This window comes from Saccharopolyspora sp. SCSIO 74807, from assembly GCF_037023755.1.
Taxonomy (GTDB): Bacteria; Actinomycetota; Actinomycetes; order Mycobacteriales; family Pseudonocardiaceae; genus Saccharopolyspora_C; species Saccharopolyspora_C galaxeae.
Genome location: NZ_CP146100.1, coordinates 3,997,124 through 4,016,554, shown reverse-complemented (window position 1 = coordinate 4,016,554; position 19,431 = coordinate 3,997,124). Strand labels below are relative to the sequence as shown.

The following is a 19,431-nucleotide window of genomic DNA, read 5'->3' as shown; positions in this document are numbered from 1 at the left end:
CCGGGCGCGCGCCGGGCGGATCCCCGTGCTCGCCGGCCGCGCTCGGCCATGCATCCTGGTACTCCACAAGGAGCAACGCCGACCAGAGGAGAACGTCCGTGACTTCTCAGCACGACCCGCTGACCGACCCGTCCTACGACCCGAACCCCGGCGTGCCGGACCACGCCAAGGCCGAAGGCGCCGAGGTCGACCCGTTGATCGACCTGTCCCGCGACCCCAACCCGGGCGTGCCCGACCACGCCAAGCCGGACGAGGACTGACCGATCCGGCGACCGGCCGCGCGGAGATCGTTCGCGGCGGATGCCGGCCACGGCGCCATCCGCCGCCGGACGCTTCAGGTGGTGTAGCGCAGCGGGTCCGCAGGCCCCCGGCCGGGATGGCCCTTGAGCTGCCAGCCGATGCCGCGGGCCATCTCCCGCGCGGCGTCGCGCTCGGCCAGTGCGCGCCGCTTGTCCCAGCGCTTCTTGCCGCGGGCGAGTGCCAGCTCCACCTTCACCCAGCCGTCCCGGAAGTACATCGACAGCGGGACCAGCGAGATCCCGCTCTCCCGGACCCGGCCGGTCAGGCCGCGGATCTCCCTGGCGTGCAACAGCATCTTCCGCGTGCGGCGCGGTGCGTGGTTGGTCCAGCTGCCGCGCCCGTACTCGGCGATGTGCAGGTTGCGCAGCCACACTTCGCCGTAGTCCACGGTGCCGAACGCCTCGGCCAGCGAGGCGCGTCCCGAGCGCAGGCTCTTCACCTCGGTTCCGGCCAGCACGAGCCCGGCCTCGTAGGTGTCCAGGATCGTGTAGTCGTGCCGCGCCCTGCGGTTCGTCGTGATCACGGATCCGTTGCCGTGCTGGACCATGCCGCGAGCGTACTCCGCCGCGCGGGCCGCCTTCCGGCGCCGCGACACCGGACAAAGTGGACTCCGAGGCGGAATTCCCGGTGACGCGCGTCGCCACGGACTGGACATCCGCCCGCGGCGCACCGAAGATCCCGCCGGACGCGAGCAACAGGTGAGGAGTCGCGCAGCGATGACCGACGGCCGGCAAAGTCGCCCCTGGTGGCGCACCATGACCGCCCGCGACCCGTGGCAGGAGCACCGGGCGGCGACTCCGCTGGAGCTGCTGTTCGACCTCTGCTTCGTGGCCGCGGTCTCGCAGGCCGCCACGATGCTGCACCACGCGCTCACCGAAGGGCACATCGGCACCGGCGTGCTCGGCTACTTCATGGTGTTCTTCGCGATCTGGTGGGCGTGGGTGAACTTCACCTGGTTCGCCTCCGCCTACGACACCGACGACGGCCCGTACCGGGTGCTGACGCTGGTGCAGATGGCCGGTGTGCTGGTGCTGGCGGCCGGGATTCCGGCGGCGTTGGACGAGTACGACTTCACCGTGATCACCTTCGGGTACGTGCTGATGCGCGTCGCGATGGTGGCGCAATGGCTGCGGGCGGCGCGGGAACATCCCGAAGGCCGCCCGGCGGCGCTGCGGTACGCGGCCGGGGTGACCGCGGTGCAGATCGCGTGGCTGCTGCGGCTGCTGCTGCCGCACCCGTGGGACTACGCCGGGTTCGCCGTGCTGGCGATCGCCGAGGTCGCGGTGCCCGCGTGGGCCGAGTCCGGCAACCGCCAGACCAGCTGGCACCCGGAGCACATCGCGGAGCGGTACGGGCTGTTCACCATCATCGTGCTCGGCGAGGCCATCCTCGGTGTCCTCAACGCGGTGAGCTCGGCGCTGACCGCGCAGGGACTCTCGACCGATCTGATGCTGACCACCGCGGGCGGGCTGGTGCTCGTGTTCGCGCTGTGGTGGATCTACTTCGTCGGCCAGAACACCCGGCTGCCGAACCTCAAAACCGCGTTGACCTGGGGTTACGGGCACTACCTGCTGTACGCGGCGGTGGCCGCGCTGGGCGCCGGGCTGGAGGTCGCGGTGGACGCCACGCAGCACCACGCGCACATGTCCGAGCAGACCGCGGCACTGGCCGTCGCGGTTCCGGTGGCCGGGTACCTGCTGGTGATCGGGCTGCTGCACGGGCTCACCCGCGCCGGGACCGCCACGGCGTGGATCGTCGGGGGCAACATCGTCGTCGTGCTGCTGCTGGCCGCGGCGGCCGGTCCGCTCGGCCTGGGCGGAACCGTGCTGGCGATGGGAGTGGTGACGGCGGCTTCGCTGGCGGTGAACCTCGCGCGCGCTCATCGGCAGGCGGTGCGTTGATCACGTTCCGGTGACATTCGGGCGACGCGAGCTCGTGCGTGCATGAGCGGAGGTGCCGGACTGCTGCACTCCCGGTGATCGAATCCGACCTCGGGAAGGATCTCCGGTGCCGCATTCCGCTTCCACCGCGCTCGATCGGCCGAACGCGTTGCGCAGGGCCGCGCTGGCGCTGCTGGTGCCACTGCTGTTGCTGCTCGGTTGCCCGGCGGGGGCGGCCACCGCGCGCGATGCGCGGGCATGCGCATCCACTCTGGACTGTTCGGCAGCCGAGCTGGACGCGCTGCCGATGGCCGAGCGACTGGTGTTCGTGCGCGCGGTGCAGGATCGCGTCGCGGCCGAGTACATCCCCGGTTTCCGGCACTGGCGCAACATCGAAGGCATCGTCCGGTTCTTCGCCGAGAACTCCTTCGGCGCGCCCGGCAGCTGGGTCTCGCACGTCGATGCGGGGATTCTGGAGGGGATCGAGCGCGGCACCGCGATCGCGCTCGGCGTCTCGGCTGACGGCTTCGGCAATCCGGGCTCGCCGTTGTGGGCCGAGTACCTGCGCCGGTTGCACGACGGCGAGCTCACCGACCGGTGGGTGCACGATCCGGCCTGGGGAAACGCGGAGCAGGCATCGACCGAGCACGGCGTCCGGATCGCCGAAGCGCACGGCGCCCGGCCGAGCCGGGTGGACCGCGACATCTACGAGTTCTCCGAGCTGTACCGGTGGATGCTGCGCAATCCGCAGCAGGCGTTGCTCGCGCTGAACCAGGCGTCGCTGGATACCACCGGGCTACCGGTTCCGCCCGCGGATTTCCTGCGCTGGTTCACCGACGTGACGATCTCGGAGCCGACCTACCGGGGCGCGCACGTGGCCCGCGACATCGCGCTGCCCGACCCGGTCTCGGCGCCGTTCAGCGCGGCGCAGCTGCTGCTCGCGTACGCACCGGAGCTGCTCGGGGCGGGCACCAGCGCCAATTGAAAACCGTTTTCGTTAGGCTTGGGCGGCGATGACCGCACGAGCCGAGGAGGACGGATGAAGGTCCGCTCATCGATCAAGTCGCTGAAGAACAAGGAGGGCTCGCAGGTGGTGCGCCGCCACGGCAAGCTCCTCGTGATCAACAAGCGCAACCCGCGCTGGAAGGGCCGCCAGGGCTGAGCGAGCTGAGCGAACGGACCGTTCGTCCCAATAGATCGGGCCAACGGTCCGTTCGCTCCGAACACCCGGGCGCTCGCCGACACGGGCGGGGCCCGAAGCAGTGGGAGCCGGTTGAGTTAGCGGACCGTTCGACCGGCTGGAACGGGCGAACGGTCCGCTCACTTGCGGCTAAGCGGGGCGGAAAGCGGGCCACCGGCCACTATGGACAGAGAGCGTCCACTTCGTCGGGCTCGCGCACGTAGATGGTCCGGCCGCGCAGGACGGTGCGCTGGCAGCGCGGCAGCGGCGCGCCGGGGCTCAGGTCCGGCAGCGCGGGAACACCCGCCCGCGGGTCGGTCGACCAGCGCTGCACCCGCGAATCCGGTGCCGTCACGACCAGATCGCCGGTCTCCCACACCGCGTAAGTCGCCGGTGCGCCCGGCATCAGCGCCCCCGTCACCCCGTCGTCGAGACCGGCGGCACGCCAGCCGCCACGGGTGTGCGCGGTGAACGCGGCGCGCGGTGAGATGCCGAAACCTTCCGTGCGGTGGTGCACCGCGGCACGCACCGAAGCCCACGGGTCGACCGGGGTCACCGGCGCGTCCGAGCCGAGCGCCAGCAGGATCCCGTTCGACGCCAACGCCGAGAACGGGTTCAACCGCGTGCCGCGCTGCACCCCGAGCCGCTGCGCGTACATGTCCGACGGACCGCCCCAAGCCGCGTCGAACGCGGGCTGCACCGATGCGGCCACCCCGAACGACCCGAGCTGCGCGGCCTGCTCCGGGCCGACCATCTCCAGGTGCTCCAGGCGGTGGCGCATGCTCGCCAGCGCGGGCACTCCCAGCACTTTCGCCGCGCGGCGGAAGCCCTCGCAAGCCTCGGCCACCCCGGCGTCACCGATGACGTGGAAACCGGCCTGCAACCCGTTCCTGGTGCACTCGACGAGGTGCTCGGCCACCGCCTCGGCGTCCAGGTAGAGCACGCCGGACGTGGTCGGATCGTCGTTGTAGGGCGCCCCGAGCGCAGCCGTGCGCGAGCCCATCGCGCCGTCGATGAACAGATCGCCGCCGAGGCCCCGCACCCCGAGCTCGCGTGCGGTGTGCAGCGCGCCGAGCTCGCCCCAGTAGCCGACGACCTCCGGCAGATCACCCCGCGCGGACAGCGCCATCAGGTCGGCGAGGTCGTCCTCACCGGAGATGTCCGGTCCGGCGCACTCGTGCACGCTGGCCACGCCGTGCGCGGCCGCGTGCCGCAGGAAAGCCAGCTGCGCCTCGCGGCGCTGGGCCACGCCGAGCGATTCCCTGGCCGCGCTGCGCGCGTGGTGGTGGGCCACCCGGGTCAGCGGACCTTCGCCGCTCCAGCCCTCGGCGCCGCGGGCCAGCGGTGCGCGATCGATCAGGGCGGTGGAAACCAGCGCGGAGTGCACGTCGATCCGCGAGAGGTACACCGGCGCCCCGCCACAGGCGCTGTCGATCTCGGAGCGGGTCGGCGGGCGGCGCTCCGGCCACCACGTCTCGTCCCAGCCGTGCCCCCACACCAGCGCGCCGGGGTGTTCCTCGACGTGATCGCGCAGCGCGTGCAGGAACTCCGTCAGCGAAGCGCACCCGGTCAGGTCGAGGCCGTTGAGCAGCAGGCCCGAGGAAGTGGCGTGCACGTGGGCGTCGACGAACGCGGGCGTGACGAACGCACCGCCGAGATCGACTACCTCCGCCTCGGGGTGCAGCGCACGGCCGACCCGGTCGGACCCGACCCAGGCGACGGTGCCGTCGATGACGGCCATCGCGGTGGCGTCGGCGTCGGCGGGTGAGTGGATCCGCCCCCCGAGCAGCAACGTGGTCTCGGACATGTCCCTGTGTGTTCCCTGTCCTGGGGATCTCCCCCGGCTTCGCTTCCTGGCGGCGCTGAGCTGATCGAGCCTACGGCCCGAACGGCCCCCACCGGATCCCGGCCCCCTCGCGGCCGGTCCCGCAACAGCGGGTGCGGCACCCCTCCTCGTCCTCGCCGGCGACCGGACCCGCAACCGGGCCGGACGCGCTCGGCCGCGCACGGCGAAGTCCCCGCCGCGCCTGACCGGAACGAAGCTCCCACACCCCGGACCGGCCGAGCAGCGGCCGACCTGCTCGCACCCGGCGGCACCTGGACAGGTGCACCGCATCGACGAGCCGCGCCGTGCGCCACCGTGGCCGGAACCGGGCAGCACCAGCCGAGGGTTGCTGCCGACTCCGGCCACGATCGTTCCGGGAAGCTTACCCGCAGTGCTCGCGCCGCTGAGAGCCGCGGCGGGCGGTTCAGCGCGCTGCGTCCCCGCGCGGACGCTCCGCCTGGTCGGACGTGCCCAGCGAGGGGTTGTTTTGCGGCGGAATGTCGTCCTCACTGACCGAGACGACCTCGCCGTCGATCACGTCACCGTCGTTGTTCGCCCGCGAACCGCCGGGCGAGCCGGTCGCGAATCCGGCGCCCCATCCCGGTGCGGCCCACCCCGGAACCGCGCCCGTGCGCACCTGCTCGCGCACCCGCTGCGCCCGGCGCTCCGCGCTGCGCTGCATCCAGCGGCGCAGCAGCGCGCGGGTGGGCGGCAGCAGGCACAGCAGCCCGAGCACGTCGCTGACGAAACCGGGCAGCACGATCAGCGCGCCGCCGGCGACGATCAGCACCCCGTCGGACAGTTCCCGCTCCGGCGGCCTGCGCAGCTTCGCGGCCTCGTTGAAGGCGCGCAGCGTGCGGGCGCCTTCGCGGCGCATCAGCCAGCTGCCGAGCACGCCGCCGGCCAGCAGCAGCCCGATCGTGGGCAGCACACCGACCGCGTTGCCGACCAGCACCAGCACGCTGATCTCGACGAGGCCGATGGCCAGCAGCAGCAGGAGTATGGGCACTGCAAACCTCCGCAAGCGGGGAAACCCCGGCAGACAGCTACTTCTCCCTGTGTTCAACGCACCGGTGTCCGATTTTTCTCCCGATCCGCGCGGCGAACTTGCCGGAGTGTTGCGATCGCCACCCCGGCGAGCCCGCCTCCCCCGCCCGCAGCGGGACCGCAACTTTCGCATGCGGACGAACGCGCAGGTCAGCGGGGCCTCCCTGCCGGTCGCGCCGGGCTCGGCGAGTTCGGCACCGCCACGGGCGATGGCTTCATCAACACCGCATAGACTGCTCGCCGATGCGGGCGCACAAGTCGAGATTCCTCGCACTGCTGGCGGTCTGCGGCGTCCTGGCGCTCGCGATCCTGGTCAGCGATCAGAACGTGCCGAGCCTGCCGCAGCAGCCGGAGCGGTTGCCCGCCGCGGTGGTCACGCTCGGCGACAGCACGCTGTCCGGCGAAGGCGGCGGCAACTACGAGGCGGGCACCAACGGCGCCAACGACGACTGGTGCCACCGATCTCCCGCCGCGGCGGTGCACCAGCTGCAGCTGCCGCCGGGGGTGAGCCGGTTCAACCTGGCCTGCTCGGGGGCGCAGGCGAAGCTGGTCGGCCTGCAGCCCAGCCCGGAGCACGCCGAGGGCTCGCAGGCCGCCCGGCTGGCCGAGCTCGCCTCCCGCTACCGGATCACCGACGTCGTGGTGCAGGTCGGCGCGAACGACGATCCGGGTTTCACCGACGCGGTCAACCGGTGCGTGCAGGCGTGGGCGCGGCGGGTGCCGGGCGGCTGCTCGGCACAGCTGAGCAAGACCTGGCCGCAGCGGGTGGAGCAGATGCGGCCCAAGGTCGTCTCGGCGCTGCGGGACGTGCGCTCGGTGATGGAGCGGGCGGGCTACACGCCGCAGAGCTATTCGCTGGTCGTGCAGTCCTACGCTTCGCCGGTCGGCCCGGAGATCGCCCCGCAGCTGCAGAACCTGTCCGGCTGCCCGTTCCAGACCGGTGATCTGAGGTGGATCAGGGACACCGGTGTGCCGCAGCTGTCCGAAGGGCTGCGGAAAGCCGCAGGCGCGGTCGACGCGCGGTTCCTCGACCTCTCGCGCGCCGGTGTCGGGCACGAGGCGTGCACCGGTCCGTCACCGCAACAGGGGCAGCCGCAACAGGTTCCGCCGGGGCAGGCGTCGCCCGCCGGGCAGGGCGAGGAGTGGTTCACCCGGCTCACGGTGGATTGGGAGAGCCTGCAGTACGACGACCGCGCCCCGCACGCGATGCAGGAGTCGTTCCACGCCAACGCCGCCGGACACGCCCAGCTGGGCGGTTGCCTCAGCCAGTTCCTGAACGACGACGCCCGGCGCGCGGCCTGCCTGCCGGACCGGCGCGGCGATCTGCAGGCCGTTCCGGAGGACGCGCGGGTTCCCGCGCCCTGAGCCGTGCGCGCGCCGCGGGTCAGGGCGCGGACGGTTCCAGCATCGGCACCAGGAACCGGCGGGCGACGGCGCGGATCTGCTCGTCGTCGTCGATGTCGACGAGCTCGCTGGGAATGACCAGGAACGACGCCGAGACGCGGACCATCATCTCGGCGACGAGGTCCACGTCTACCGCCGCGGCGACGTGGCCGGTGGCCTGTTCGTGCCGGAGCTGGCCTGCCAGGAATCGCCGCACGGTGGCCAAGGTCCGGCCGCCGTCGTTGATCATCGAGGGCACCAGCAGGTCCGGCTCGGCCTCCATCAGGCCGCCGATCAGCGGATTGCCGCGGATGGCGCGCAGCGCGCTGGCGAATCCGAGCTCGACCCGGTCGGCGGCGGTCGCGGCCTGCGCGATGTCGGTGCGGAACCGGTCGAAGTACCAGCGGAACTCGCGGCGCACCACGTGCTCGACCAGCGCGTCCTTGGTGGTGAACCGGCGGTAGACGGTGATCCTGGAGACCCCGGCGCGGCGCGCCACGTCCTCCATCGTGGATCGGCGGATGCCCATTCGGCAGAACTGCTCGTACGCGGCGTCGAGCAGGCGCGCAGTGGTCTCGTCGGTGTCCTCGACGGGGTCGTCGGCCTCGGCGAACGCGCGTTCCAGCAGCGAGTCCGAGTCCTGCGGCGTCATGCAGCCGGACGGTACAGGTTCCACGGTGTCCTTCCTCGGCGCCCGGGAAGGACCCGGTGCCCATGGCTGGTGCCGGAAAGCCCGCGGCCGTTCCGGTCGGGTTTCTCGCTACCGGCGGCCCTGGCCGCACGGCGCACGCGGTTCGCGTGGCCTGGAGCCGGTGCAGTGCGAATGCTCTTTCTGGCCCCGCTGCTGTTCGCCGCATCGCAGGTACGGGTGATCTGTCGATTTCCGGTGCGGACGGAATTCGAAACGGGATCGGTCTCGGGGGCTGGTGTTCGGGATCGTCTTGTGCTTCCCTATGATACGCCGATCTGGTTCGTGTATCACCGTATCAATCAGCTGTTCCCGGGCTCAAGGATCAGGACATGAATGAATTCACCAGACGCAAGGTGTTGGCTTCCGGCGGAGCCCTGGGCGCGTTGGGCGCGCTGGGCATGGCATCGCCCGCGATGGCGTGGACGTGGTCGCCGAGCGGTTCGATCGCGGGCACCGGGGCGGGCGCCGACCCGAGCTGGGTCTGGGACCAGGAGGCCGACCCGCTGCTCGCGTCGCTGCTCGATCGGGACGACGTGCCCGAGGTCAACCGCCTGTTGTGGGACTGGACGCGCAACGACCAGGAGCTGCCGCGCGAGCTCCCGCAGGACCTGCGGGCGTTCATGGAACGGGCGCGCCAGCTGCCGCCATGGGCGGACCAGCGGAAGCTGGAGCTCGCGGCGGAGTTCAACAAGTCCAGGGGGATCTACCTCAACCTGCTCAACGGGGTCGGCGGCGGCATGTTGAGCACCGCCATCCCGAAGGAAGCCCGCGCGGTCTACTACTCCAAGGGCGGCGCGGACATGGAGGACCGCGTCGCCAAGACGAGCATCCTGGGATTCGCCGTCGGCGACCCGAACGCCTACCGGCCCGACGGGTCCGTCGTGGTGGAAGCGGTCAAGACCCGGCTGGTGCACGCGGCCGTGCGGCACCTGCTGCAGCAGTCCCCCGGCTGGAAGCAGACCAGCGGCGGCCAGCGGATCCCGATCAGCCAGGAGGACATGCTCGTCACCTGGCACACGCTGCCGACCTTCGCGATGCGCCGGATGCTCGACTGGGGCGTGCCGATCACCCGGGCCGAGTCCGACGCGTACCTGCACGTCTGGCAGGTGACCGCCTATCTGCTCGGCATCCGCGAGGAGTACATCCCCGCCACCTGGAATGCCGCCTACGCCCAATCCGACCAGGTCCTCGGCCGGAACATGGGTCCGACGCCGGAAGGCGTCGAGCTGACCGACGTCCTGCTGGGCCAGCTCGCCGAGCAGACCAGCCCGCCGCTCGGGGTCACCCGGCCGCTGTGCAACGCCCTGGCCAGGTACCTGGTGGGCGATCAGGTCGCCGATTGGGACGCGATCCCGCGGGAGCCGGTCTGGGAACCGCTGATCAACGAGGCGTGGCCGCTGCTGGTGAAGTTCCGGGAGAACCTCGTTCCGCTGCCCGCGGTGCCCGAAGTCGCCTGGACCATCGACGAAGCCGCGCGCCAGTACATCCTCTTCTACCTCACCAAGGGCAAGGAAACGAAGATCGATATCCCCACGATCAACCGTCCCAGGTGAGCGCGTAGGTCCGTTCGAGCGCGCCGCAGCGGGCCCTTCCGGCGATTCGCCGGACCTTTTCGCCCGCACGACGCCGTGCGCACTGGTCATTCCGCTGGTTCTCGCGCGATGAGGACCTTCGATTTCCGCAAATTTCGCAATCCGTGGAACTCAAGGAGGAGTTCAGGAAATGAGCGAACTCAGCAGGCGCAAATTATTGGCTTCCGGTGGTGCCTTGGGCGCGCTCGGCGCACTGGGCATGGCCAGCCCCGCGGCGGCGTGGACGTGGTCGCCGAGCGGTTCGGTCGTGGGCACCGGCACCGGTGCCGACCCGAGGTGGGTCTGGGACGAGGTGGCCGACCCGCTGGTCGGCTCGCTGCTCGACCGCGGTGCAGTGCCCCGGGTCAACGAGCTGCTGGCGCAGTGGACCAAGAACGGCCAGGAGCTGCCGAAGGGGCTTCCCGCCGAGCTGCGCGACTTCATCGAGAACGCCCGGCAGCGCCCGGAGTGGGTCGACGACCGCAAGCTCGACCTCGCGTACCAGTTCAACGAGAAGCGCGGGCTCTACCTCGGCGTCCTGTACGGGATGGCCAGCGGCATGATGAGCACGGTCATCCCGAAGGAGGCGCGGGCGGTCTACCACTCCTACGGCGGGGCCAACATGAAGGACCGCATCACCAAGACCGCCAAGCTCGGATACGACATCGGCACCCCGAACGCCTACGCCGACGACGGCGAGATGATCGTCACCTGCGTCAAGACCCGGCTCACCCACGCCGGCGTGCGCAACCTGCTGCCGAAGTCGCCGCACTGGAGCCAGGTCGCGCCCGAGGACATCCCGATCAGCCAAGCGGACATGATGGTCACCTGGCACAGCCTGGCCACGACGGTCAACCGGAAGATGGTCGAGTGGCAGGTGCCGATCCCGGTCGAGGAGTCCGAAGCGTACCTGCACTCGTGGCAGATGTGCGCGCACATGCTCGGCATCGACGACGAGTACATCCCGGCTTCCTGGGACGAGGCGAACTCGCAGGCCGATCAGGTGCTCACGCCGGTGCTGGCGCCGACGGCCGAAGGTGTCAACCTGGCCGACATCCTGATGGACTTCGGCAAGGAGATCGACGGCACCATCCTGAGCAGGCCGGTCATCGGCGCGCTGACCCGGTTCATGCTCGGCGATCAGGTCGCCGAGTGGCTGATGATCCCGCCGGAGCCGGTCTGGGACCCGTTGCTGAAAACGTTCTGGGGCCCGTTCATCGCCGTCCGCGAAGGCCTGCTCGACGTCTTCCCCGGCACCGACCAGGTCTACTGGGCGTTCGACGAGATCATCCGGCAGGCGGTCCTGCTGTTCCTGTCCAAAGGGGACTACCCGATCAGCATCTCGATCCCCACCGGAAACCGGCCTTCCTGAGTCCACAACGGACGACTCGCGCGATCGCAGGTCGCAGCGGGAGGAGAGCGGAACCGACAGCGGCGAGATCGATGCCGATGGACCGCAACCCGGCATCGATCGTCGTCGCGGTGCGACGCCTGCGAGCTGCCTCGCCGGCGAAGGGAGTCCCCGATGAGCAACGATCTTCCGCCCGAGCCGGAGCCCGGCGGGCACGTCGTCGGCAGGCGGCGGTTCCTCGGATACCTGCTGGCGGCGCCGACGCTGGTCGCGGCCGCCGAACTCGGCGGCGCGGGCACCGCCGACGCGCAGCTGCCGTCACCGGCGCTCGCGGAGATCTTCGACGCGAACGACCTGATGACCGTGGCGGCGGCGCCGACCTCGCACCTGATCACGGTCGAGGTCGGCGAGGACGGCACGGTCTCGTTCGCGCTGCCGCGGGCGGAAGTCGGCCAGGGCATCACCACTTCGACGAGCATGCTGATCGCCGAAGAGCTGCGCGTGCCGGTCGAGCGGGTTCGCGTCACGCTCGCCGATGCGCGCCCTGAGCTGGTGTTCAACCAGCTCACCGGCGGTTCCAACACGACAATCGCGACCTATCGGCCGATCCGGGTCGCCGCCGCGCTGGCCCGCGAGCGGCTGCTGGCGGTCGCGGCGGCCGAATTCGGTGCCGCAGCGCAAGATCTGACGTTGCGCGACGGAATGATCACGGCCGCCTCGGGCGCCGCCGCGGACATCGGCGCCTTCGCGGAAAAGGCCGCGAGCACCCGGGACCGGCAGGTCGCGGTGGAACTCGGCCCGCGCGAGCAGCACACCGTCATCGGCACCCCGCACAACCGCGTCGACGGGCTCGCGGCTGTGACCGGGCGCAAGAAGTTCGCCATGGACCTCGACGTCCCGGGGGCCATGCCCGCGATGGTCTGCCGGCCGCCCACGATCAACGGGTCGGTCGCGGCCGCGTCCAACCTGGCCGAAGTCCGCACCATGCCCGGAGTGACCGATGTCGCGGTCATCTCCACCGGAGTCGCGGTGCGGGCGGAGACCTTCGGGCAGTGCATCGACGCCGTGCGCGCGCTCGAAGTGGCCTGGAAACCCGGTACCGCGGAAGGGAAATCCGACGACAGCGTGCTGGCGGAGCTGCGAGCCGCCGAGGCACCGCTCGGCCCACCACCGCTGTCGTCCACAGTGGAGGCGGAATTCACGTTCCAGTTCCGCAGCAACAGCGCGCTGGAACCGAACTGCGCGGTCGCCGACGTGCGCCGGGACCGGGCCGAGATCTGGTCCTGCCTGAAATCCCCGATCGTGGCCCAGCAGACCATCGCCGCCGACCTCGGCATGCCCGTCGGCGCGGTGCGGGTGCACGTCACCGAGGGCGGCGGTTCCTTCGGGCGCAAGCTGTTCTTCGACGCCGCGCGGGAGGCCGCCGAGATCTCCCGGGCGGTGGGCAAACCGGTCAAGCTGATGTGGCACCGCGCCGACGACTCCCGGCAGGGCCGCACCCACCCGATGGCGATCTCGCGGGTGCGCCTGGCCCACTCCGGGCGCAGCGTGCTCGGGTACGAGCAGCGGCACACCAGCGTTTCGACCGACTGGAGTCACGGGTTGGGCGAGATCATCTCCGCGATGGTGGGCAAGCTCCCGGTCGGAGACATCGGCTTCTCCGAAACGATGTTCCAGCTCAGCGTCTCGATGCCCTACGAGTTCGGGTCGAGCAGCCAGTTGCTGTGCGAGACCGACAAGGGCTTCAACACCGGCAGCATGCGCAACGTCTACTCACCGGACGTCACCTGCGCCCGCGAGCTCGTCGTCGACCGGCTCGCGGCGAAACTGGGCGAAGATCCTTACCGGTTCCGGCACGACTTCGTCCAGGACGACCGTTCCCGCGCGGTGCTGGCCAAGGCCGCCGAACTCGGGGACTGGGGTCGGCCGATGCCCGCGGGCACCGCGCAGGGGATCGCCTTCCACGCCGAGTACCGCGGGGTCACCGCGGCGCTGGTGGAGATCGATTGCCGTCCCGGCACCGTCGACCGGCCGATCCGCGACGGCGTGGCCGGACCGCGCGTCACCCGGGTCGTCTTCGCCGTCGACGCGGGCCTGGTGATCAATCCGCGCGGGCTCGAGGCGCAGATGATGGGCGGCATCATGGACGGCATCGCGCTGGCGCTGACTTCCAGCCTGCACCTGCGCGATGGCCACTTCCTCGAAGCCAGCTGGGACAACTACTTCTACACCCGGCAGTGGAACGTGCCGTTCGACCTGCACGTCGAGATCATGCCGGACACCACCGGAGAACCGGGCGGGGCGGGCGAACTCGGCGTGGCAGCGGCGATGTCCGCGGTCGCCTGCGCCTACGGCCGCGCCACCGGCACGCAGCCCACCCGCTTCCCGATCAACCACGACACGCTTTCGTTCACCCCCAAACCCGCGGTGCCACCCGTTCCCGAGTCGCCGACGGACGGGCTGGAGCACGCACGCTGAGGAGCGTCCTTGCCTGAACACACTTTTCGCCTCAACGGCGAGCAGGTCACCGTCACCACCGCAGATGACGTGCGATTGCTCTGGGTGCTGCGCGATCTGCTCGGCGTGCACGGGCCGAAGTACGGCTGCGGCATCAACGTCTGCAAGGCGTGCACGAGCCACGTCAACGGCAAGGCCGTGAACCCCTGCGCGATCCCCGTCGGCGAGCTCTCGCCCACCGACGAGGTCACCACCATCGAAGGACTTCCGGCCACAGTGGACGCCGAGTTGCACCCGATGCAGGAAGCCTGGCTGGAGCAGGACGTCGTGCAGTGCGGCTACTGCCAGCCCGGCCAGATCATGGCCGCCGTGGCCCTGGTGCGCCGGGTCGCCGCGGAGGGCCGTGAGATCACCGACTCGGACATCGACGGCATCCGCAACATCTGCCGCTGCGGCACCTACTTCCGGATCCGGCAGGCGATCAAAGCGGGTGCCAGCGAGATGTGAACGCATGTCTTGGAACCGAGCTCGGGGTTTTCCAAGCGGCGCAAGCCGCTTCCGGCGGCTACGCAACCCGCACCGCCGCGGGTGCTCATCGGCGATTCTTGGTGCGGCCCGTCGGGGCGGCGGTCGTGGGGTCGTCCGGCCACGGGTGCTTCGGGTAGCGGCCGCGCAACTCGGCGCGGACCTGCGGGTAGCCGTTGGCCCAGAACGATTCGAGGTCGGAGGTGACCGCGGCGGGCCGCCCGGCCGGGGAAAGCAGCTGCAGCACCAGCGCAACGCGCCCGTCGGCGAGTTCCGGCACCCGGCGCCAGCCGAAGACCTCCTGCAACTTCACCGGCAGCGCAGGTGCGTCGCCGGAGTAGTCGATGCGGACCTGCGAACCGGACGGCACTTCGACGGTGTCCGGAGCCAGTTCGTCGAACCGCGCGGCCTGCGACCACGGGACGAGCCTGCGCAGCCCGGCGGCCGCGGAGATGCGTTCGAGGTCCGCGCGCTTGCCCGCACGGGACAGTTCGGGCTCCAGCCAGTGGTCCACTTCGGACAGCAGTGCCGCATCGTCGACCGCGGGCCAAGGGTCGCCGATCGCGATGTGCAGGAAAGCCAGCCGGTCGCGCAACCGCTCGGCGTCCTTGGTCCAGTGCAGCAGTCCGAGACCGGCCGTGCGCAACCCGTCGAGCAGGGCCGACCGCACCTGCGCGGGGTCGGGATCGCGCAGTGGACGGCTCTGCAGCGTGATCGCACCGAGCGTTTCCTCTTGCACCGCGCGAACATCGCCGTCTGCCCACTCGACGGTCCGCCGATCCTTCAGCAGCGGTGCGCCGACCCGCCGGGCCAGTTCTTCATCGGCCGGAGCCGCCAAGCGGACCGTGCCGTGCGCGTGGCCGGGCGTGCGATCGGCGACCGCGACCGCGAGCCATTCGCAGTGCCGCAGTGCCGCGGGCGCTTCGACGGCGGTTCCGGAGGCCATCAGGTACACCGGCGAGTCCGCGGACCTGCGGCGGGCGAGCCGTTCCGGATGCGCGAGCGCGACCACCTCGGCGAGGTCCTGCCCGCCCGGCTCCCCGTGCACCAGCCGGCTGAGCCTGCGGGCTTCCCGCCGCCACCGCTCGGACCCCGGACCACCGCGCCGCAATCGCGCCAGCGCACTGTCCACATCGGTCTCCGTGGTGACCGAGTCGTCATCGAGCAGCGCGACGACCTCACCGGCGGCGACGGCACCGACGCGTTCGCTGCCGTCGAGCAGGGCGCGCGCAAGCCTCGGGTGCAGCCCGAGGCCGGCCATCCGGTTCCCCCGCGCGGTCACCGCGCCGGATTCGTCCAGCACCCCGAGTTCGCGCAGCACTTCGCGCCCGGCCGCGAGCGCTCCTGCGGGCGGCTCGTCCCACCAGCTCAGCGCGGCACCGTCGGGCGTTCCCCAGCACGCCAGTTCCAGCGCGAGCCTGCTCAGCTCCGCGGTGCGGATCTCCGGTTCGCCGAAGGCGGGCAGCGTGCTGTGCTCGTGCTCCGGCCAGCAGCGGTAAGCGACGCCGGGCCCTTGCCGTCCGGCCCGTCCGGCGCGCTGCTCGGCACCCGCGGCCGACACCCGCACGGTGACCAATCCGGACAGTCCGCGGCGCGGGTCGGCCCGGGATTGCCGGGACAGCCCGGAATCCACCACGGCGCGCACACCCGGCACGGTCAAGCTCGACTCCGCGACCGCGGTCGCCAGCACGACACGCCGCCGCTGCCCTTCCCGCAACGCGGCGTCCTGCGCATCGCGCGCGAGCCGCCCGTGCAGCGGCATGACGTCCACATCGGACAAGTTTGCCAACGCAGTGCGCACCCGGCGGATCTCCCCGGCGCCGGGCAGAAAAGCCAGCACGTCGCCGTCCTGCTCGTCCAGCGCCTTGCGCACCGCGCGCGCAACGCACGTCTCGATCCGCTCACCGCGGTTCGGCGGAACGTGCCGGTGCTCGACCGGGTAGATCCGCCCCTGCGCACGCAGCATCGGGGCGCCGCCGAGCAGTTCGGCCACCTGGTTCGCCGCGAGGGTCGCCGAGGTCGCCAGCACCCGCAGGTCCGGCCGCAGCCCCTCCCGCGCGTCCAGCAGCAACGCCAGCAGCAGGTCCGCGTCCAGCTGCCGCTCGTGGCACTCGTCCAGCACCACAACGTCCACTGCGGACAGTTCCGGGTCCGCCTGCAACCGCCGTACCAGCAGTCCGGAGGTCACGACTTCGACCACGGTGTCCGCACCCGCTTTGCGCTCCCCGCGCACCGAATACCCGACGCGGCCGCCCACTTCCTCGTCCAGCAGCGCGGCCATCCGCCCGGCCGCGGCCCTGGCCGCCAGCCGCCGCGGCTCGGCCACCACCACGCGCAGCCCGCGCTCGGCCAGCGCCAACGGGACCAGCGTGGTCTTCCCGGTGCCGGGCGGAGCCACCAGCACGGCCGTGCCGTGCTCGTCCAGCGCACCGGTGAGGTCGCCGAGCACGTCCAGCACCGGCAGCCCGGTGGACGCGGCGGCGGTGTGGAAGTCGGTCATCGCACCACATCCTGCCACCGCGCGTCCCCGGCTCGGCGCTCAGCTCAGCCGCCGCCGGATGTGCTCCAGCGCATCGGACAACGTGGACGGACACCTGCGCCCGGCACCGCGGGCGAGCGCGTGCCGCAGCCGATGCTCGGTGCGGGCCGAGTTCATCCGCTCCAGCATCGGCACGATCGCGACGGCGACCCGCTCGGCCTCGGCGATGTCGCCCGCCGCCAACGCCGCATCCAGCAACGCGGCCCGGTGGATGTACAGCGCCCACCGGTAGCCGTCGTCGCGGGCCGCCTCGACCGCCGCGCCCAGCAGCGGCAACGCCTCGGCGTGCCGGCCCAGCGAGACGCGCAGGCTGCCCGCGTGCCCGACGAGTTCGCGCTCGTCGAACCACCAGGACCACGCCGGATCCCGGCTGCTCAGGCCGTCCGAGAACATCGCCCCGGCACGCTCGAAAGCTCGCAGCGCACCGGGTTCGTTGCCCGCATGGCCCAGCACGCGCGCTTGCCGCAACCGGAACAACGCCCGCACCCGCCTCGGCACGCGCGGGTCCTCGGCGAAGTGGCGGGAGATCCGCAGCGCTTCGCCGTAATGACCGGAACCGGTGCGGACCAGTGCCTCGTTGGACAGCACGAACCACGTCATCGCGGTGTCCCCGGCCGCCCGCGCGAGCAGCAGCGCCTCGGCGTTGATCCGCCGCGCCTGCGTCAGCCGCAGACCGTCGAAGAGCATCCAACCGGCCAGTTCGCCCATTTCCGCGGTCACCGCTTGCAGATCCCGACGCACCGCGCGCACATACCGCCCGGTGCGCAGAACCTGTTGTGCGGCGCGGAAACTCCGCAACACCGACGGCGCGACCGCACCCGAGCCCAACTGCGCGTCCAACCGCGCGAACCGGCCGATCGCGGCGTGCAGCGCCTCGACGGAATCGGCATCCGCCGACGCTGCCGCACCAGGTTCCCGCACGGGTCCGATGATGACCGGCGCGCACCGGCGCGTCCACGCTCCGCAGGGCGTTCGTACCCGGGGTTCGCCCGCCCGGGTGCCGAGTCGCGCGGCCAAGTGATGGAATGCGGGCATGGCTGACAATCCGCTGCAGAACGTGACCTTTCCCAGCAACGGCAACACCGCGCACGGCTACCTGACGTTGCCGGAGTCCGGTAGCGGTCCCGGTGTCGTGGTGATCCAGGAGTGGTGGGGGCTGACCGACCACATCGCCGACGTGTGCAACCGGCTCGCCAACGAGGGCTTCGTCGCCCTCGCGCCGGACCTCTACGGCGGCAGCACCACGCACGACGCCGACGAGGCCGGCCGGCTGATGCAGGAGCTGCCGGTGGATCGCGCGGCCCGCGACCTCGGCGGCGCGGTGGACTACCTGCTCGGGCACGAGGCCGTCACCAGCAAGCAGGTCGGCGCCGTCGGCTTCTGCATGGGCGGTGGGTTCGTGCTGGTGCTCGCCGCGCAGCAGGGCGACAAGGTCGGCGCCGCGGTGCCGTTCTACGGCGTGCTCGGCGAGGAATACCCGGGCTTCGAGAACCTCACCGCTCCCCTGCTGGGCCACTTCGGCGAGCAGGACTCGATGGCGCCGCCGGAGTCCGTCGAGCAGCTGGCGGACCGGATCGAGCGCGAAGCGGGCGAACGCCCGGACTTCCGCATCTACCCGGCCGGGCACGCCTTCTTCAACGACTCGAACGCGCTCGGCACCTACGACGCGACGCAGGCGGCCAAGGCGTGGGGCTCCACGCTGGAATTCCTCCGGGCGAAGCTGGAGCGCTGAGCCCTCGGCGGCGTTCGCCCTCGGCGGCGTCGCTGTGGACGGATCGCTCACCAGCGGCGATCCGTCCACAGCGCGTCAGCTTTCGAAGATCTCGGCCAGGAACTCGCTCGTCGCGGGCTCGTACGGCAGGAGTTGTCCAGCCTCGTCGACCCCGCAGCGGCCGAGGTGCGCCTGCCTGCTCGTCTCGGTGTCGGGCACCACGTCCAGCGCGACGGTGTCGCCGAGGACCGCATCCGGAGACTCGAGGCCGGCTTCCCCGCCGGTTCTGACGATCTTGGAATCCGCCGCTACGTCGGGGTCCTCGAGCGCACTGCGGGCCATCTCGTCGTGGAAGTAGGCCGCGCGAAGCCAGGCGTACTGACGCGCCGCGTCGAGCTGTCGTTGCGTGATCACAGGCAATTCCAGACGAAGAGGAGTTCCGCGTTGTCGACCGCTTCCCTGCACAGCGGCTGCAACTCGGCGAGCCAGTCCCGCACGGATTCCGGCGAGGCGCCCGCGAGCTCCGGCAGCCCAGCCCAGTCCTGCGCGAGCGGCGTGAGCTGGTCGGCGCCGACCGCGGGCAGCAGCGTGACGATCCGGCTGCTCACCGGCGTGACGACCGGCGCGGCGTAGAGATCGGGTTCCTGATCGGGGGTCTGGGCGGCGTGCCCGATGGCTTCGCCGAGGTCGGTTTCGGACAGCAGCGCGTCGAGCGCCGCGAGCGCGACCGGATCCAGGCCACGGGCCCGCAGCGTCCTGAACCCGTATCGCTGCGGGTCCGGGAACCCGGCTTGCCGATATGCGGGAATCGCGTCCGGATCCGCCGCGAAAACGTCTGTGATCATCACAATCCAGCTGGTTCGTGCCTGGTCGCGCCGAACCGTACCGGGCGCGCTCACGACTTCACCCGCGCCCTGCCGGGCCAGGAGCGCCGGGCGGGAACCCCGTAGGCTGAGCCGATGAGCCCCTTC

The 19,431-nt window shown here is 71.3% G+C and carries 18 protein-coding genes; 10 read left to right on the top strand and 8 right to left on the bottom strand.

From position 1 onward, the window contains the following. Positions 1-98 precede the first annotated feature (98 nt). Complete coding sequence (locus V1457_RS18455) at positions 99-260, top strand: hypothetical protein (RefSeq protein WP_200069948.1); 162 nt, start codon at positions 99-101, stop codon at positions 258-260. Positions 261-334: 74 nt separating this feature from the next. Here the strand turns inward: V1457_RS18455 and smpB are convergent, their stop codons facing one another. Next, positions 335-847, bottom strand: coding sequence for an SsrA-binding protein SmpB (gene smpB, locus V1457_RS18450; protein WP_200069610.1), 513 nt, complete (start codon positions 845-847; stop codon positions 335-337). 169 nt (positions 848-1,016) lie between these two features. Between smpB and V1457_RS18445 the strand changes: the two genes are divergently transcribed. The 3 genes from V1457_RS18445 (at position 1,017) to ykgO (ending at position 3,342) form a co-directional block, all read left to right on the top strand. Further along, positions 1,017-2,201 carry a low temperature requirement protein A gene (locus V1457_RS18445; RefSeq protein ID WP_233627187.1) on the top strand — a complete coding sequence of 395 codons (1,185 nt, stop codon included), beginning with the start codon at positions 1,017-1,019 and terminating at the stop codon, positions 2,199-2,201. Between the two features lie 106 nt (positions 2,202-2,307). Further along, entirely contained in the window at positions 2,308-3,165 is an 858-nt protein-coding gene (locus V1457_RS18440) for a hypothetical protein (protein WP_295149927.1), read from the top strand. A 54-nt stretch (positions 3,166-3,219) separates the two neighbouring features. Further along, positions 3,220-3,342 (top strand): type B 50S ribosomal protein L36, encoded by a 123-nt coding sequence (ykgO, locus tag V1457_RS18435; protein WP_338595769.1) that lies wholly within the window; start codon positions 3,220-3,222, stop codon positions 3,340-3,342. 199 nt (positions 3,343-3,541) lie between these two features. On the opposite strand, the gene V1457_RS18430 is transcribed toward ykgO, so the two are convergent. Continuing rightward, complete coding sequence (locus V1457_RS18430; protein WP_200069613.1) at positions 3,542-5,167, bottom strand: amidohydrolase; 1,626 nt, start codon at positions 5,165-5,167, stop codon at positions 3,542-3,544. A 442-nt stretch (positions 5,168-5,609) separates the two neighbouring features. Further along, positions 5,610-6,194, bottom strand: a complete 585-nt coding sequence (locus V1457_RS18425) for an FxsA family protein (protein WP_338595767.1) — start codon at positions 6,192-6,194, stop codon at positions 5,610-5,612. A gap of 281 nt (positions 6,195-6,475) precedes the next feature. On the opposite strand from V1457_RS18425, the gene V1457_RS18420 reads away from it, so the two are divergent. Beyond that, a complete protein-coding gene (locus V1457_RS18420; protein ID WP_338595765.1) occupies positions 6,476-7,597 on the top strand; it encodes a hypothetical protein in 1,122 nt (373 codons plus the stop codon). A gap of 19 nt (positions 7,598-7,616) precedes the next feature. On the opposite strand, the gene V1457_RS18415 is transcribed toward V1457_RS18420, so the two are convergent. Next, the gene (locus V1457_RS18415; RefSeq protein ID WP_338595763.1) at positions 7,617-8,267 is read right to left on the bottom strand and encodes a TetR family transcriptional regulator; all 651 of its coding nucleotides are present in this window, start codon (positions 8,265-8,267) and stop codon (positions 7,617-7,619) included. A 368-nt stretch (positions 8,268-8,635) separates the two neighbouring features. On the opposite strand from V1457_RS18415, the gene V1457_RS18410 reads away from it, so the two are divergent. The 4 genes from V1457_RS18410 to V1457_RS18395 all read left to right on the top strand — a co-directional run bounded on the left by V1457_RS18410 (position 8,636) and on the right by V1457_RS18395 (position 14,192). Then, positions 8,636-9,859 (top strand): oxygenase MpaB family protein, encoded by a 1,224-nt coding sequence (locus V1457_RS18410; protein WP_338595761.1) that lies wholly within the window; start codon positions 8,636-8,638, stop codon positions 9,857-9,859. A gap of 169 nt (positions 9,860-10,028) precedes the next feature. Further along, a complete protein-coding gene (locus V1457_RS18405) occupies positions 10,029-11,249 on the top strand; it encodes an oxygenase MpaB family protein (RefSeq protein WP_200069618.1) in 1,221 nt (406 codons plus the stop codon). 153 nt (positions 11,250-11,402) lie between these two features. After that, complete coding sequence (locus V1457_RS18400; protein WP_338595759.1) at positions 11,403-13,706, top strand: molybdopterin cofactor-binding domain-containing protein; 2,304 nt, start codon at positions 11,403-11,405, stop codon at positions 13,704-13,706. A gap of 9 nt (positions 13,707-13,715) precedes the next feature. Further along, positions 13,716-14,192, top strand: coding sequence for a (2Fe-2S)-binding protein (locus V1457_RS18395; RefSeq protein ID WP_338595758.1), 477 nt, complete (start codon positions 13,716-13,718; stop codon positions 14,190-14,192). Positions 14,193-14,277: 85 nt separating this feature from the next. Here the strand turns inward: V1457_RS18395 and hrpB are convergent, their stop codons facing one another. Then, positions 14,278-16,710, bottom strand: a complete 2,433-nt coding sequence (hrpB, locus tag V1457_RS18390; protein ID WP_338595757.1) for an ATP-dependent helicase HrpB — start codon at positions 16,708-16,710, stop codon at positions 14,278-14,280. A 39-nt stretch (positions 16,711-16,749) separates the two neighbouring features. After that, entirely contained in the window at positions 16,750-17,670 is a 921-nt protein-coding gene (locus V1457_RS18385) for a hypothetical protein (RefSeq protein ID WP_338595756.1), read from the bottom strand. A gap of 112 nt (positions 17,671-17,782) precedes the next feature. On the opposite strand from V1457_RS18385, the gene V1457_RS18380 reads away from it, so the two are divergent. Beyond that, the gene (locus tag V1457_RS18380) at positions 17,783-18,481 is read left to right on the top strand and encodes a dienelactone hydrolase family protein (RefSeq protein ID WP_200069623.1); all 699 of its coding nucleotides are present in this window, start codon (positions 17,783-17,785) and stop codon (positions 18,479-18,481) included. Positions 18,482-18,556: 75 nt separating this feature from the next. Here V1457_RS18380 and V1457_RS18375 read toward each other — a convergent pair whose 3' ends face one another. Then, positions 18,557-18,874, bottom strand: coding sequence for a hypothetical protein (locus tag V1457_RS18375; protein ID WP_338595755.1), 318 nt, complete (start codon positions 18,872-18,874; stop codon positions 18,557-18,559). After that, a complete protein-coding gene (locus tag V1457_RS18370) occupies positions 18,871-19,305 on the bottom strand; it encodes a hypothetical protein (protein WP_338595754.1) in 435 nt (144 codons plus the stop codon). The genes V1457_RS18375 and V1457_RS18370 overlap by 4 nt, the downstream gene beginning before the upstream one ends. Positions 19,306-19,431 lie beyond the last annotated feature (126 nt).

Excerpts from the sequence above, each read along its gene's own strand:
- smpB (WP_200069610.1), bottom strand. The coding sequence starts at position 847 with ATGGTCCAGCACGGCAACGGATCCGTGATCACGACGAACCGCAGGGCG.
- V1457_RS18445 (WP_233627187.1), top strand. The coding sequence starts at position 1,017 with ATGACCGACGGCCGGCAAAGTCGCCCCTGGTGGCGCACCATGACCGCC.
- ykgO (WP_338595769.1), top strand. The coding sequence starts at position 3,220 with ATGAAGGTCCGCTCATCGATCAAGTCGCTGAAGAACAAGGAGGGCTCG.
- V1457_RS18430 (WP_200069613.1), bottom strand. The coding sequence starts at position 5,167 with ATGTCCGAGACCACGTTGCTGCTCGGGGGGCGGATCCACTCACCCGCC.
- V1457_RS18420 (WP_338595765.1), top strand. The coding sequence starts at position 6,476 with ATGCGGGCGCACAAGTCGAGATTCCTCGCACTGCTGGCGGTCTGCGGC.
- V1457_RS18415 (WP_338595763.1), bottom strand. The coding sequence starts at position 8,267 with ATGACGCCGCAGGACTCGGACTCGCTGCTGGAACGCGCGTTCGCCGAG.
- V1457_RS18410 (WP_338595761.1), top strand. The coding sequence starts at position 8,636 with ATGAATGAATTCACCAGACGCAAGGTGTTGGCTTCCGGCGGAGCCCTG.
- V1457_RS18405 (WP_200069618.1), top strand. The coding sequence starts at position 10,029 with ATGAGCGAACTCAGCAGGCGCAAATTATTGGCTTCCGGTGGTGCCTTG.
- V1457_RS18400 (WP_338595759.1), top strand. The coding sequence starts at position 11,403 with ATGAGCAACGATCTTCCGCCCGAGCCGGAGCCCGGCGGGCACGTCGTC.
- hrpB (WP_338595757.1), bottom strand. The coding sequence starts at position 16,710 with ATGACCGACTTCCACACCGCCGCCGCGTCCACCGGGCTGCCGGTGCTG.
- V1457_RS18380 (WP_200069623.1), top strand. The coding sequence starts at position 17,783 with ATGGCTGACAATCCGCTGCAGAACGTGACCTTTCCCAGCAACGGCAAC.
- V1457_RS18370 (WP_338595754.1), bottom strand. The coding sequence starts at position 19,305 with ATGATCACAGACGTTTTCGCGGCGGATCCGGACGCGATTCCCGCATAT.